The organism is Mycobacterium sp. NGS41, assembly GCF_059812725.1.
This window is the reverse complement of sequence record NZ_JCALDF010000032.1, coordinates 2983-19433: the sequence shown is the minus strand read 5'-3', so window position 1 is coordinate 19433 and position 16451 is coordinate 2983. Positions and strand designations below refer to the sequence as shown.

General features: G+C 66.0%; 2 protein-coding genes (1 of these 2 running past the window's edge). Both read right to left on the bottom strand.

The window, feature by feature from the left end; translation table 11 throughout:
* On the bottom strand, positions 1 to 1138 hold the beginning of the coding sequence (locus tag AC5Y21_RS21845) for a non-ribosomal peptide synthase/polyketide synthase (RefSeq protein WP_499915376.1). The gene continues 28745 nt to the left of window position 1, outside the view; only the first 1138 of its 29883 coding nucleotides appear in the window; it begins with the start codon at positions 1136 to 1138; its stop codon lies beyond the left edge, outside the window.
* Complete coding sequence (locus AC5Y21_RS21840; protein ID WP_499915374.1) at positions 1125 to 16451, bottom strand: non-ribosomal peptide synthetase; 15327 nt, start codon at positions 16449 to 16451, stop codon at positions 1125 to 1127. The genes AC5Y21_RS21845 and AC5Y21_RS21840 overlap by 14 nt, the downstream gene beginning before the upstream one ends.

Below are 16451 nucleotides of genomic sequence, written 5' to 3'. Positions count from 1 at the left end.
CGCGTCCGGGCTGGGCTTGCACCGTCAGGGGATAGTGCGTGTGCTCGCGGGTGCTCACCGCACTGACCGACAATCCCTCGATGCCCGACAACGCGGCCGCGTCGACCGGGTAGTTTTCGAACACCAACAACGTGTCGAACAGCTGGTGCTGGCCGGTGATCCGGTGTATCTCGCTGAGCGCCAGATACTCGTGCTCCAGGGTGCGGGTGTGCGCGTCTTGCAGCTGGTGAAGCAGATCGACGGTGCTGGTTGTTGCGGTGAGCGTGGCCCGTACCGGCACCGTGTTGATGAACAGGCCCACCATCGACTGCGCGCCGGGCACCTCGGTGGGTCGCCCCGACACCGTGGTGCCAAAGACGACGTCGTGCTGGCCGGTCAGCACACACAACAGCCGCGCGAAGGCGCCCTGCAGAACCGTGTTCATGGTGGTGTGGCGTGAACGCGCCAACTCGCTCAGGGCCCGCCTGGTCTGCTCAGGCACCCGATACGAAACACTGCTGCGCTGCCCCAGCCGCAACCGGCCCGCCGCACCCACCAGCGTGGGGGTATCAAAACCGGCCAGCGCTTGGGCCCAGGCCGCGCGGGCGGCCGCCAGGTCACGTTCGGCCAGCCAACTGACGAACCGGCGATACGACACCGGCGCGGGCAAACGCTGCCCACGATAGGCGGCAAAGACCTCCCCCAACAGAATTGGCAACGACCAGCCATCCATGACGATGTGATGGTTAGTCAACACGAACCGGTGCGCATCTGGCGCCGTGCGGATCAGGGCCGCCCGAAAAGCCGGCTGGTCAGCCAGATCATAGACAGCGGCGCGCTCCTGGGCGCAAAGCTGCTGGATCTGCTCATCGACATCAACATCCCGCGCGCCGAATTCGACATAACTCCATCCCGGTTCAGGATCGGCCGGAATGAGCTGTACCGGTTCGTCGAGCTCTGCGTTGAAACGGGCCACCAGGTTCGGATGCCGGCTGACCACGGTGTAAACCGCATCACGCAGCCGGTGCGGGTCAAGCGGTCCGGTCAGGGTGATGGCCAGCTGCGCCGCATACACATCGTCGTCGCCGCATGCGGTGCTGGCGTGAAAGAGCAACCCCTGCTGCAGGGGCGTCAACGGCCATAGGTCAGCGATCTGCATAACGCCGCTGAAGCTTCTCGATCTGCTGCTGGCTAACGGAGGCGACGACATCGGAAGGCGTTAACCCGCCTCCGCCGCGCCGCACGTATGTGCAGATGCCGGCCAATGCCTCGAACCACAGCGTGCTCAGCCGACTTACCTGCGCATGATCTAGCGCCGAGGGCGCCCACGACCAGTCAGCGTGCAGCTCGGGGCCGACGTCGGTGTCCCGCACGCCGGCGTTGAGTTCGAGAGTGTGTGCCAACGGCGTGGGCACCGCGGCGGCGGTCGCAGCGAGCGAGAAGCCGTCGGCGCTGACCCGCCACAGCCCATCGGAAAGCTCCGTCGCAGCTGCACCCAGCCGGCCCAGGTAGTTAAAGCCGATCGCTGGGTCGGAGTCGCCCAGATCCACCTCGGGGTTCAGGTAGCGCAGCGCCCCATAGCTCAGCGGATGCGGCAGCGCTCGCAGCTGCTCTTTTACATCGTTGATCACCCGTCCCAGCCCGGCCTGACCGGCGACCACCTGTGGCCACGAAAGCCCACCGACACTTAGCGCCACCGGGTATTTGGTGGTGAACCAGCCCACTGTGCGCGATAGGTCCACCTGCGCGCCCAACTCCTCGTGGCGCCCGTGGCCCTCGACGTCGATACCGACCGGTGCGCTGCCGTTGCCGACAAACTGCGCCACCGCCAACCCCAACGCGATCAGCAAAATCTCCTGGATCCCGGCATGAAACGCCGCGGGCACCTCACCTAGCAACAACCCCGTCGTCTCGGCGTCCAGCCCCACCGATAAATGCCCCGCGCTGGCGTAGGTATCCACCGCCGACTCAGGCGGCGGCAACACCGCCAGAGCCCCTGCCACCTGCTTCCACGCATCCGCTAACTCCACCACCTCGCGGCGGCGCGCATACTCCACCAATAACCCCGCCCACCGGGCAAACGACGTCCCGATCGCCGGTAAGACGACGGGTTGTCCGTTGCGGTGTTGGGCCCAGGCGGTGTTGAGGTCATCGAGCACCACCCGCCACGACACCGCATCAATGGCCAGATGATGTACGACCATCACCAACTGAGCCGTGTTGGCCACCCACAACCCGCTGACCATCACCCCCGCGGCCGGATCCAACCGCGCACGCGCCCTCACCAGCGCTTGATCGGAGAACACATCTACGCTGTGAACACAATTGCGCGCATCGATGGCCCCGGCCTCAGGCACCTGCAGCGACCACCCCCGCGCCCCGTCGTCCTCGAGGCGGGCCCGCAACATGGCGTGGCGATCCAGCAACGCCTGCACCAGCACCACCACGTCGGTGTGGGTCATCCCCGCCGGGGCCGACAACAGCATCGTCTGGTTGAACTCATCAACCGGGCCGTCCACACTGGCCAGCCAGCGCATGATCGGGGTCGCGGGCAGCGGCCCGATCCCCTCATCGCTCACCCCTCCTGCCGGGGCTGCCCCGACCACCCGGGCCAATCGGGCCACCGTCTGCTCGACGAACACATCACGCGGCCGACACACCAGTCCCGCCGCTCGCGCCCGCGCCACCACCTGCATCGAGGAAATGCTGTCCCCACCCAGCTCAAAGAACGAGTCGTCCACGCCGACCCGGTCAAGCCCGAGGACCTCTGCGTAGATGCCGGCCAAAACCTCCTCGACCGCGCTACCCGGAGCGCGATACTCAACACCGCGGTATTCCGGTGCCGGCAGCGCGCGGGTGTCGAGCTTGCCGTTGGCTGTCAACGGCAACGCCTCGATCACTACCACCGCCGCGGGCACCATGTAGGCCGGCAACCGCTCACCCAGCGCGGCACGCAGCTCGACTGGATCCGCAGTCCCGGTCACATAGCCGACCAGGCGCTTGTAGCCGGGGCGGTCCTCGCGGGCAATCACCACCGCCTGCTCCACGCCAGCCAGCCCGGCCAGTGCCGCCTGCACCTCGCCCAGTTCGATGCGATATCCGCGGATCTTGACCTGCTCATCCGCACGCCCCAGATAGGCCAGCTGCCCATCACCGCGCCACCGCACCAAATCCCCGGTGCGATACATCCGCTGGCCGGGTTGTCCCGCATTGCCCGCGCCGACAAATGGACATGCCACAAACCGCGACGCCGTCAACCACGACCGGCCCACGTAGCCACACGCCACCCCGCGACCGGCCACATACAACTCACCGACCACCCCAGCCGGCACCGGACACAACCACTCATCGAGCACAAACAACGCCGCCCCCGCCACCGGCGCACCGATCGGCGGCGCCCCCGACCCCGGCCTCAACGGCGCGCTGATCGCAACACACATCGTCGTCTCGGTGGGGCCATAGGCATTGACCATCACCCGCCCCGGCGCCCACCGATCCACCACCTCAGGCGGGCAAACCTCGGCAGCCATCACTAACGCCGTCGACCCCAGACCCTCTGGTGGCAGCACCGATACCGCCGACGGGGTCTCGGTGAGTACGCTGACCCGTTCCGCAACCAGTAGGTCGTGGAAGTCGTCCGGCGCGCCCGCCACCTCTTCGGGCACCACCACCAAGCGCCCACCACGCAACAGTGCTCCCCAGATCTCCCAGACCGAGACGTCGAACGCCAAGGAGTGACTATGCGTCCACACCCCCGGCGAAGGCAGCCCGGCGTCCAACGACTCCAGCAACTGGGTGACGTTGCGGTGGGTGACCGCCACGCCTTTGGGCACCCCGGTGGTGCCCGAGGTGTAAATCAGGTAAGCGATGTCATCGGGGCCCGGCGCCGGCAGCGACGTGCTGGGCTGGGCCGCAACGCACGGATCATCGACATCGATGACCACTAGGTCAAACCCGTCCAACCGCTCAGCCAGCCCGGTGGTGGTGACCGCAGCGACGGGCGCCGCATCGGCGAGGGTGAACCGCATCCGGGCCGCGGGTATCGCTGGGTCCATGGGTAGATACGCCGCACCGGTCTTGAGCACCGCCAACATCGCCACGATTGCCTCGACGGAGCGGGGCAAAAGCATCGCCACACATTGCCCGGGGCGCGCATCGTGGCTCGCCAGTAGGTGCGCCAACCGGTTGGCCGCCTCATCTAGCTGTCGATACGTCACCGACCGGCCCTGCGATACCAGCGCCACCGTCTCCGGGGCACGCGCCACCTGCGCGGCAAACAACACCGGCACCGATACCGACGCGCTGCCACGCTCCGTCAAGACCGCGCGATTGCCCCACCGCTGCAACCGGGCATGCTCAGACTCCTCGAGCAGATCAATCGACGACAACCGCCGAGTCGAGTCGACGGTCATGGCCACCAACACGCGCTTCAACCGCTCGACGAGCGCCTCGATGCTGGCCGCGTCGAACACATCGGTGCGGAATTCGACCACCCCGCCGATGCCGGCGGGCTCACCGGCCTCGGTCCAGCGTTCGGCCATGGAGAAGGTCAGATCCATGCGGGCGGAATGGGTGTCCACCGGCAGCGCCTTGACCTGCAGATCACCCATGGCCAAATCGGCAGCGAGATCATTGTCTTGGCCGGCGAAGTTCTGCCAGGCCAGCACCACCTGGACCAGCGGGTGATGGGACAGGCTTCGGGTCGGGTTGAGCCGCTCCACCAGCACTTCGAACGGCACATCCTGGTGCTCGTAGGCGGCCAGGCTGCGGGCCCGCACCTGAGCCAACAACTCGGCCATGGTGGGATTGCCGGCCAAGTCGACCCGCAGCACCAAAGTATTGACGAAAAACCCGACCAACTCATCTAGGGCAGGGTCAGCGCGCCCGGCGATCGGGAATCCCACCGCCACGTCAGCACTGGCACTCAGCTTCGATAGCAGCACCGCCAAGGCGGCCTGGATCACCATGAAACTGGTCGCGTTATGCTCCCGAGCCACCTCGCGTACCCGCTGCTGCAACGCAGCCGGCCACTGCACGACCACACTGGCCCCGCGCTGATCAGCCACCAACGGGTAAGGCCGATCGGTGGGCAACTGCAACCGCTCCGGTATCCCGCTCAGCGCCTGCTCCCAGTAGGCCAGCTGCGCAGCAATCGGGCTGTCGCTGTCGTCTAGTTCACCAAAGCTGTCGCGCTGCCACAGCGTGTAATCGACATACTGCACCGCCAGCGGCGCCCAGCCCGGGGCGTGGCCCGCGCATCGGCTGGCGTAGGCCACCCCCAGATCAGCCGCCAGCGGCGTGATCGACCAGCCATCTGCAGCGATATGGTGCACCACCGCCACCAACACATGTTCCTCATCACCGAGACGGAAAAGTGTTGCTCGCAATGGGATTTCAGTGGCCAGATCAAAGGCATGGCGCGCTGCCGCGGCAACCGCGTCACTCAGCTGGCTCGCCGACCAGCCACTGGCATCAACCACCTGCCACCCGACATCGGCCCGCTCAACAGGCAGAACCACCTGCTGGGGTATGCCGTCGGGCGCCACAAACAGTGTGCGCAGACTTTCATGCCGAGCCACGACATCGGCCAGCGCCGCACCCAACGCCTCAACATCGAGGCGACCACATAGCCGCAACGCCGCCGGAATGTTGTACACCGGTGAAGGCCCCTGCAACTGGTCGATGAACCACAACCGCTGCTGAGCAAACGACAACGGCACCGTCGCCGGCCGCTCCACCGGCATCAACCGCGGCAGCCGCCCGGAACCCACACCGATGCCAGGCGCCAGCTGGGCCACCGACGGGGCGTCGAACAAGGTGCGCACCGAAAGGTCGGCATCCAAAGTGGTGTTGATTGCCGCGATGAGGCGCATCGCCGAAATACTGTCGCCACCGAGCTCGAAGAACGAGTCGTCGACTCCGACCCGCTCTAAGCCGAGGACTTCGGCGTAGATGCCGGCCAGGAGCTCCTCGACCGCGTTGCCCGGGGCGCGGTAGCGGTCGACATTGCTGTATTCGGGTGCCGGAAGGGCGCGTTTGTCGAGTTTGCCGTTGGGTGTCAACGGCAACGTGTCAACCGCCACCACCGCCGCGGGGATCATGTAGGCCGGTAGCCGAGCGGCCAATGCGGCGCGCAGTTCGCCGGGATCGGCGGTCCCGGTGACATAGCCGACCAGGCGTTTGTCCCCGGGGCGGTCTTCGCGGGCGATCACCACCGCCTGCTGCACTCCAGCCAAAGCAGCTAACGCGGCCTGGACCTCACCCAGCTCGATGCGATACCCGCGGATCTTGACCTGCTCATCCGCACGCCCCAGATAATCCAACTGCCCATCAGCGCGCCAACACACCAAATCCCCGGTGCGATACATCCGGGTTCCCGGACCGCCGAAGGGACAGGCCACAAACCGCGACCCGGTCAACCCCGCCCGCCGCCAATACCCAACACCGACCCCCCTGCCGGCCACATACAACTCACCGACCACCCCCACCGGCACCGGACGCAACCACCCATCGAGCACAAACAACGCCGCCCCCGCCACCGCCGACCCGATCGGCACCACCCCCGACCCCGCCCTCAGCGGCGCGCTGGTGGTGGCATACACCGTGGTCTCCGTCGGGCCGTAGGCGTTGACCATCACCCGCCCCGGCGCCCAACGCTCCACCACCTCAGCCGGGCACGCTTCCGCGGCGATCACCAGCGCCGCATCCACCCCCTGCGGCGACAGCAGCCCCACCGCCGAAGGGGTCTGACTTAGCACGCTGACCCGTTCAGCGACCAACAAGGCGTGAAACTCCTGCGGTGAACGGGTCACCTCGTCGGGCACCACCACCAACCGGCCACCATGCAACAACGCACCCCAGATCTCCCACACCGAAAAGTCGAAGGCATAGGAATGACACTGCGTCCACACCTGGCCCGGCCCCAGCCGCAGACCGAAGTCCCAGGATTCAAACAGTCGGGTCACGTTGTGATGGGTGACGGCCACCCCTTTAGGCACCCCCGTGGTGCCCGAGGTGTAAATAATGTGCGCCAAGTCCTCCGGGGCCGGCGCCGGCAGCGCCGTACTGGGCTGAGCCTGCACAGCCGGGTCATCAACCTCAATGACCGCCAGGTCAAACCCGTCCAACCGGGCCCGCAGATCCGCGGTGCTGACCGCGGCGACCGGCGCAGCGTCGGTGAGCATGAACTCGATTCGCGCGGGTGGCAGCGCCGGATCGATCGGCAAATACGCCGCCCCCGCCTTCAACACCGCCACAATCGCCACCACACCCTTAGCCGACCGCGGCAAGAGCAGCGCCACACACCGTCCCGGGCCCACCCCCTGCCCGGCCAACAAGTGCGCCAACCGATTCGACGCCTCATCCAGCTCGCGGTAGATCCACGAACTACCGCCGCACGTCAGCGCCACCGCATCCGGTGCCCGGTCGACCTGGGCGGCAAACAACACCGGCACCGACACCGGCGCACTGCTCGGCTCCGTCAACACCACCCGATTACTCAGCTCATCCAACCGGGCATGCTCAGACTCATCGAGCGCATCCATCGACGACAACGCCCGGGTCGGGTCGGCGGTCATCGCCAGCAACAGCCGCTCTAACCGTCCGATGAGCTCCTCGATGGTGGGCGCGTCGAATACCTCGGCGTCGTATTCGACGCGAAGGCCCAGTTCGGGTCCGGGTACGGCCTGCACCGTGAGGGGGTAGTGATTGCATTCGCGGCCTTTGAACTCGGTGACCGCCAGCTCGTCGGCGCCGGATAGTGCGGCGGTGTCGACCGGGTAGTTTTCGAGCACCAGCAAGGTGTCGAACAGTTGGTCCTGCCCGCTGAGCCGGTGGATTTCGCTGAGTGCCAGGTGCTGGTGCTCCAGGGTGTGGTTGTAGGTGCGTTGGAGTTGGTCGAGCAGTTGTTCGGTGGTGGTCGTCGCGGCGAGGCGCGCGCGCACCGGAACCGTGTTGATCAACAGGCCCACCATCGACTCCGCCCCCGCCATCTCGGTGGGCCTACCCGACACGGCGGTGCCAAATACGATGTCGCGCTGGCCCGTCAACCACATCAGCAGCTGCGCGAACGCGCCCTGCAACACGGTGTTGAGGGTGGTTTGCTGTGAGCGGGCCAGCTCATGGAGCGCCCCGGTGGTGTGCTCGGTCAGCCGGTAGGAGGCGATGCTTCGCTGCCCGAGCCCGACCCTTTGCGCCGGACCGACCAGGGTGGGGGTGTCAAAACCGGCCAGCACCTGCGCCCAGGCCGCGCGGGCGGCATCCAGATCGCGGTCGGCCAGCCAGCACACGAACCGGCGATAGGACCCCGGGGTCGCCAGCCGCTGGCCGTGATAGCCGGCGAAGATTTCGCCGAGCAGGATCGGCAACGACCAGCCATCGATGACGATGTGGTGGAAAGTCAACACACAGCGGTGCCGATGTTCGGCGGTGCGGATCAACGCCACCCGAAACGCCGGCGGGTGAGCGAGATCGCCGACCGCGGCCCGCTCAGCAGCACACAGCCGCTGAATCTGCTCCTCAACATCAGCGCCGTCGGGGCCGTCGAGCTTGACATAGCGCCATCCCACTGCAGGGTCGGCCGGGATGATCTGCACCGGCTGGTCAAAACGGTCGCAGAATCGGGCCGCCAAGTGGGGATACCGGATGACCACGGTGTGCACCGCATCGCGCAGCCGATCGGGGTCAAGGCCACCACTTAACGTGATATCCAGCTGCAGCGCATACAAATCGGGCTCAGCACCGTGGGCGGTGCTGGCGTGAAACAGCAGGCCCTGCTGCAGCGGGGTCAACGGCAAAATATCGGCAACCCGGTAATGCCGGCTCAACTCGTCGATCTGGGGCTGGCTCAACCGGGCCGGCACAATATCCGACGGGGTCAACCCACCCCCACCGGCGCGCACATGCGCGCACAGACCCTCCAGCGCCTGCACCCACAACCGGCTCAGCTCACTGACCGCCGCCTCGTCCAGTGCCGAGGGAGCCCACATCCAGTTGGCGTGGAGCCGCGGGCCGGCCTCGGTGTCGAGGGTGGCGGCGTTGAGCTCCACGGTGTGCCCGAGTGCCACGGGCAACGCCGCGGCCGCACCGAGAACCAACACACCGTCCTGAGTGAGCCGCCACCCATCAGTGGTCACGGCACCCAGCCGGCCCAGGTAGTTAAACCCGATCAGCGGGTCCGACTCGCCCAGGTCCACCTCGGGATTCAGATAGCGCAGTGCGCCAAAGCTCAGCGGATGCGGCAGCGCACGCAGTTGCTCCTTGACATCCTTGACCAGCGCCCCCAACCCCGCCTCACCAGCGACTACCTGCCCCCAGCGCAGCCCACCCACACTCAACGACACCGGATACTTGGCGGTAAACCAGCCCACCGTGCGCGACAGATCCACCTCAGGACCTAGCTCCTCGTGGCGCCCATGACTCTCGACGTCGATGCCGACCGGCTCGGACCCGTTGCCGACAAACTGGGCCACCGCCAACCCCAACGCGATCAGCAAGATGTCTTGGATGCCGGCGTGAAACGCCGCGGGCACATCACCCAACAACAGTCCGCTGGTGTGGGCATCTAGTGATACCGACAGATGCCCCGCGCTTTGATAGGTATCCACCGCCGGGCGCACCGCCGGCAACACCGCCGGTGCCCCCACCACCTGCTTCCACGCATCAGCGCACCCGACCACCTCGGGGCGGCGCGCATAATCCACCAGCAGTCCCGCCCACCGGACAAACGACGTCCCAACGCTGGGCAGGGCGATGGGCTGCCCGCTGCGATGCTGAGCCCAGCCGGTGTTGAGGTCATCAAGCACAATGCGCCACGACACCGCATCGATAGCCAGATGGTGAACGATCAACACCAACTGAGCGGCCTCGGCCACCCACAACGCGCTCAGCATCACCCCCGCGGCGGGATCCAACCGTGCCCGTGCCCCGATCAGCTCTTCATCGGACAACACGTCGACAACGTGAACACAGTGGCGCCCCTCGACAACCCCGGCTTCGGGCACCTGTAACGACCACCCCCCGTCCCCATCATCCGCTACGCGCAGCCGCAACATGGCATGCCGATCCAGCAATGCCTGCACCAGCACCACTACATCGGCCTGGGTCACCCCCGCAGGGGCCGACACCACAACTGTCTGGTTGAACTGCTCGGTGGGGCCTTCCACGCTGGCCAGCCAGTGCATGATCGGGGTCGCGGCCAATGGCCCGATACCCTCGTCAACCACACCGCCGCCGGCCTGGGCCGCCCCCACTACCCGGGCTAGCCGGGCCACACATTGCTCGACGAACACATCACGCGGCCGACACACCAGCCCAGCCGCCCGTGCCCGCGCGACCACCTGCATCGAGGAGATGCTGTCGCCACCGAGCTCGAAGAACGAGTCGTCGACTCCGACCCGCTCTAAGCCGAGGACTTCGGCGTAGATGCCGGCCAGGAGCTCCTCGACCGCGTTGCCCGGGGCGCGGTAGCGGTCGACATTGCTGTATTCGGGTGCCGGAAGGGCGCGTTTGTCGAGTTTGCCGTTGGGTGTCAACGGCAACGTGTCAACCGCCACCACCGCCGCGGGGATCATGTAGGCCGGTAGCCGAGCGGCCAATGCGGCGCGCAGTTCGCCGGGATCGGCGGTCCCGGTGACATAGCCGACCAGGCGTTTGTCCCCGGGGCGGTCTTCGCGGGCGATCACCACCGCCTGCTGCACTCCAGCCAAAGCAGCTAACGCGGCCTGGACCTCACCCAGCTCGATGCGATACCCGCGGATCTTGACCTGCTCATCCGCACGCCCCAGATAATCCAACTGCCCATCAGCGCGCCAACACACCAAATCCCCGGTGCGATACATCCGGGTTCCCGGACCGCCGAAGGGACAGGCCACAAACCGCGACCCGGTCAACCCCGCCCGCCGCCAATACCCAACACCGACCCCCCTGCCGGCCACATACAACTCACCGACCACCCCCACCGGCACCGGACGCAACCACCCATCGAGCACAAACAACGCCGCCCCCGCCACCGCCGACCCGATCGGCACCACCCCCGACCCCGCCCTCAGCGGCGCGCTGGTGGTGGCATACACCGTGGTCTCCGTCGGGCCGTAGGCGTTGACCATCACCCGCCCCGGCGCCCAACGCTCCACCACCTCAGCCGGGCACGCTTCCGCGGCGATCACCAGCGCCGCATCCACCCCCTGCGGCGACAGCAGCCCCACCGCCGAAGGGGTCTGACTTAGCACGCTGACCCGTTCAGCGACCAACAAGGCGTGAAACTCCTGCGGTGAACGGGTCACCTCGTCGGGCACCACCACCAACCGGCCACCATGCAACAACGCACCCCAGATCTCCCACACCGAAAAGTCGAAGGCATAGGAATGACACTGCGTCCACACCTGGCCCGGCCCCAGCCGCAGACCGAAGTCCCAGGATTCAAACAGTCGGGTCACGTTGTGATGGGTGACGGCCACCCCTTTAGGCACCCCCGTGGTGCCCGAGGTGTAAATAATGTGCGCCAAGTCCTCCGGGGCCGGCGCCGGCAGCGCCGTACTGGGCTGAGCCTGCACAGCCGGGTCATCAACCTCAATGACCGCCAGGTCAAACCCGTCCAACCGGGCCCGCAGATCCGCGGTGCTGACCGCGGCGACCGGCGCAGCGTCGGTGAGCATGAACTCGATTCGCGCGGGTGGCAGCGCCGGATCGATCGGCAAATACGCCGCCCCCGCCTTCAACACCGCCACAATCGCCACCACACCCTTAGCCGACCGCGGCAAGAGCAGCGCCACACACCGTCCCGGGCCCACCCCCTGCCCGGCCAACAAGTGCGCCAACCGATTCGACGCCTCATCCAGCTCGCGGTAGGTCCACGAACTACCGCCGCACGTCAGCGCCACCGCATCCGGTGCCCGGTCGACCTGGGCGGCAAACAACACCGGCACCGACACCGGCGCACTGCTCGGCTCCGTCAACACCACCCGATTACCAAGCGCATCCAACCGAGCCCGCTCATCCGCACCCAGCACATCCACCGATGACAACCGCCGCCCGGGATCGGCGGTCAACGCCAGCAACACCTGAGCCAACCGCCCAATCAGCACCTCGATGCTGGCCGCATCGAACACATCGGTACGAAACTCCACCGTTCCGCCGATGCCTGCGGGCTCACCAGCCTCCGTGAAGAGTTCGGCCAAAGAAAACGCCAAATCCATGCGGGCGGTCTGGGTCTCCACGGGGAGCGAGCTGAGACGAAGGTCCCCCAATACCAGCTCCGCAGCGGGATCGCTGTTTCCCGCGTACTGCCAGCTCACCATCACCTGAATCAGGGGATGATGAGCCAACGACCTAGCCGGGTTGAGCCGGTCCACCAGCACCTCGAAGGGCACATCTTGGTGCTCGTAGGCGGCCAAGCTGCGGGCGCGCACCTGAGCCAGCAACTCAGCGGCGGTCAAGTCACCTGTCAGGTCGACGCGCAGCACCAAGGTGTTGACGAAGAACCCGACCAGTTCATCGAGCGCCGCATCACCACGTCCGGCGATCGGGAACCCCACCGCCACATCGGCGCTGCCGCTGAGCTTGGCCAACAGCACCGCCAAGGCGGCCTGGATCACCATGAAACTGGTCGCGTTGTGCTCCCGACCCATCTCGCGCACCCGTTGCTGCAACTCAACCGGCCAGTCCACCACCACACTGGCGCCACGCTGATCGGCCACCAACGGATAAGGCCGATCGGTGGGCAGCGTCAGCCGCTCGGGCAACCCGGCCAACGCCTGCTCCCAATACGCCAGCTGCGCGGCGATAGGGCTATCGGGATCGGCCAGATCACCCAGCAATGCGCGCTGCCACAACGTGTAATCCACGTACTGCACCGGCAACGGCGGCCAATCCGGGGCGTGCCCGGCGCATCGGCTGGCATAGGCAAAACCCAGATCACGCAACAACGGAGCGATAGACCAGCCATCGGCGGCGATATGGTGCACCACAGGCACCAAGACATGGTCCTCGTCGCCAAGACGGAAAAGTGTTGCCCGCAACGGGATCTCACACGCCAAATCAAAACTGTGCCGCGCCTCCGCGCCGATCGCGTTGTCCAGCCGGCTAACCGACCAGGCACTGGCATCAATCACATCGCGCAAGAAGTCGACCCGCTCTACAGGGACAACTACCTGTTGAGGTATTCCGTCGGGTGCGACGAACAGCGTGCGCAGGCTCTCATGGCGGCCCACCACGTCACAGAGCGCCGCACCCAAGGCGTCGACGTCCAACTCGCCAACGAGCCGCAGCGCGGTGGCCATGTTGTACACCGGCGACGGCCCGTGCAACTGGTCGATAAACCACAACCGCTGCTGGGCATACGACAACGGCACCACCGCTGGCCGCGCCATCGCTACCAGCGGCTCACGCCGCCGCGAACCCACACCGATACGACACGCCAACTGGGCCACAGTGGGCGCCTCGAACACGGTGGGTACCGACAGGTCGGCGTCCAGTGCGGTGTTGATCGCCGCGAACAGGCGCATCGCCAAGAGCGAATCCCCACCCAGGTCGAAGAACGAGTCATCCACCCCGACCCGCTCCAGCCCCAGCACGTCGGCGTAGATGCCGGCCAGGATCTCCTCAACGGCGCTGCCTGGGGCCCGGTAACCATGACCATCCCGAGACTCCGGTGCCGGCAGGGCGCGGGTGTCCAGTTTGCCGTTGATGGTCAACGGCAACGCCTTCAACACCACCACCGCGGCCGGCACCATATAGGCCGGCAACCGGTCGCCCAGCGCAGCACGCAACTCAACTGGATCCGCCGTGCCGGTCACATAGCCGACCAGGCGCTTGTCGCCGGGGCGATCCTCACGCGCGATCACCACCGCCTGCTCCACCCCAGCCAGGCTGGCCAGCGCGGTCTGCACCTCACCCAGTTCGATGCGATAGCCACGGATCTTGACCTGCTCATCGGCGCGCCCCAGGTAAACCAGCTGCCCGTCAGCGCCCCAACACACCAGATCCCCAGTGCGATACATGCGCTGTCCAGGTGCCCCAGCATCGGCGAACGGACACGCCACAAACCGCGACGCGGTCAACCCCGCCCTACCTACATACCCCACGCCCACACCGCGACCGGCCACATACAGCTCACCGACCCCACCGGCCGGCACCGCCCGCAACCAGCCGTCCAGCACAAACAGCGCTGCCCCGGGTACCGGGGCACCGACCGGCACCACCTCCGACCCAGCTTTCAGCGGCGCACTGATCGCCACGCACATCGTGGTCTCGGAGGGGCCATACGCATTGACCATCACTCGTCCCGGCGCCCACCGATCCACCACCTCGACCGGGCAGACCTCACCCGCCATCACCAACGCTGCCGACTCCAACCCCTGCGGGGAAAGCGCCGCCACCGCCGACGGCGTCTGGGTCAGCACGCTGACCTGTTCGGCGACCAGCGCCTCGCGGAAGTCCTCCGGCGAGCTCACGACCGATTCGGGCACCACCACCAACCGCCCACCGCGCAACAACGCACCCCAGATCTCCCACACCGACACGTCGAAGGCCAACGAATGACACAGCGCCCACACCCCCGCCGCCGGCAAGCCGGCATCCAACGACCCCAGCAACTGGGTCACGTTGTGGTGGGTGATGGCCACTCCCTTCGGCACACCAGTCGTGCCCGAGGTGTAGATCAGATAGGCGATGTCATCGGGATCCGGCGTCGGCAACACGGTGCTGGGCAGAGCCTCTAGGCGGGAATCGTCGAGATCGATGACGGGCACCTCGGTGCCGTCGAGCCGGCTCGCCAGCCCGGTGCTCGTAAGAGCGGCGGCCGGCGCGGCATCCTCGAGCACGAACCGCATACGGGTCGCCGGCACCGCCGGGTCGATTGGTAGGTATGCCGCCCGGGTTTTGAGCACCGCCAACATCGCCACGATCGCCTCAGCCGAACGCTCCACCAGCAGCGCCACATACTGACCCGGGCCCACGCCCTGGCCGACCAACAAGTGCGCCAACCGATTAGCGGCTTCCTCAACCTCGCGATAGGTCCACGCACGCCCCTCGCACACCACCGCCACCGCATCCGGTGAATGGGCCACTCGCGCGGCGAACAACACCGGAATCGACACCGGCGCGGTCACCGGCTTGCTCAACACGGCCCGGTTACCGAGCTCATCCAACCGGGCATGGTCGGCCTCATCGAGTGGATCCACCGACGACAACGGCCGGACCGGGTCGGCGCTCATCGCCGCCATCACGCGCTCCAACCGCTTCACTAAACCGCGGATATCACAATCTGAAAACAATTGCCCAGCACCCGCCGTGCTGAGAAAAAGCCGATCTTCGTCCCTATAAAAGAACAGTCCAAGCTGATCGACGAGGTTAGTATGGGTCAGGGTCCCCGATGCCGGAGCACCAGCAAAATCCATCAAATGTGTGGTCGGGATGTAGTTGACAATTATCCGATTGGACGTTTGCCCGGAGCCGCGGAGGCGTGCCTCGTTCTCAAGGAGGCGCACCGGGAAACGCTGATGCTGCAGCGCTTCACGCAGTCGCGTGTCGACATGTTTACAGAAACCAGCAACTGCAGACGCCGGCGAAGCTTTCAACACCAGTGGGACGTCGCCGGAAACCATTCCCGGCACCATCTGTATTTCCGGACGCGCACGCCTGCTTACCGCAAAATCGAGCACCACCTCCGAGCTTTCGTCGTCGAACCCACGCACCAGCAGCGCACATGCCGCAGTAATCACCGACGAGCGACGAACCCCCAACGCCAGCGATAACTCCTGGATCCCTGCGACGACGACAGGGTCCAATTCAACCGGTACCGAAGACTCATACGGATCACGCCCGTACGCGGCGGATGGCAACCGATAACGCGGTTCGTTTTCCGAAGGGAGGTTCTTGGTCCAATAAGCCTGATCATCAAGATAATCGGTGGACGCGTTGTATTCTAACTCGCAAGCAATCAGATCACTCAGTGGCCCAAAAAAAGCAGGCGGAATAGACTCGCCTAAAGCCATTGCAGAATAGACGTGTGCGATCCGATGACAAACAAGAGCAAGGCCCACCCCGTCCGCCACTATATGGTGCCAGCACACGAACCAATAAAATTCATCCGCCCGCGTTTGCAACAACGCAAATTTGAACAGCGGCCCACCAAGCGGCATCAGCGTGCGCTGAATCGAAGATGTCAGCCGGTAGGCCTCCTGGACAGGATCCTGCGAGCCCCTCAGGTCATAGCAGGCAAGCTCAACGTCCGGGTAATCGACCGCTTTCTGGAGAACCTGGCCGTCAACTTCGAAAAAGGCAACTCTAAACGGTTCGGCCTCGCGCACCACTTGAACGATCGCGCGCTCAAGCAAACCGGGGTCTACCGTGCCCTCGATTCGGAATAGCTCGCCCATCTGCCACCTGGCAGCAAAGCGATCCGTTTTCTGCGCAAGCCAGATGTCTAACTGTCCGCGCGTCAGCGGAAAAGCACGGCCATGAGTTGCATCCAT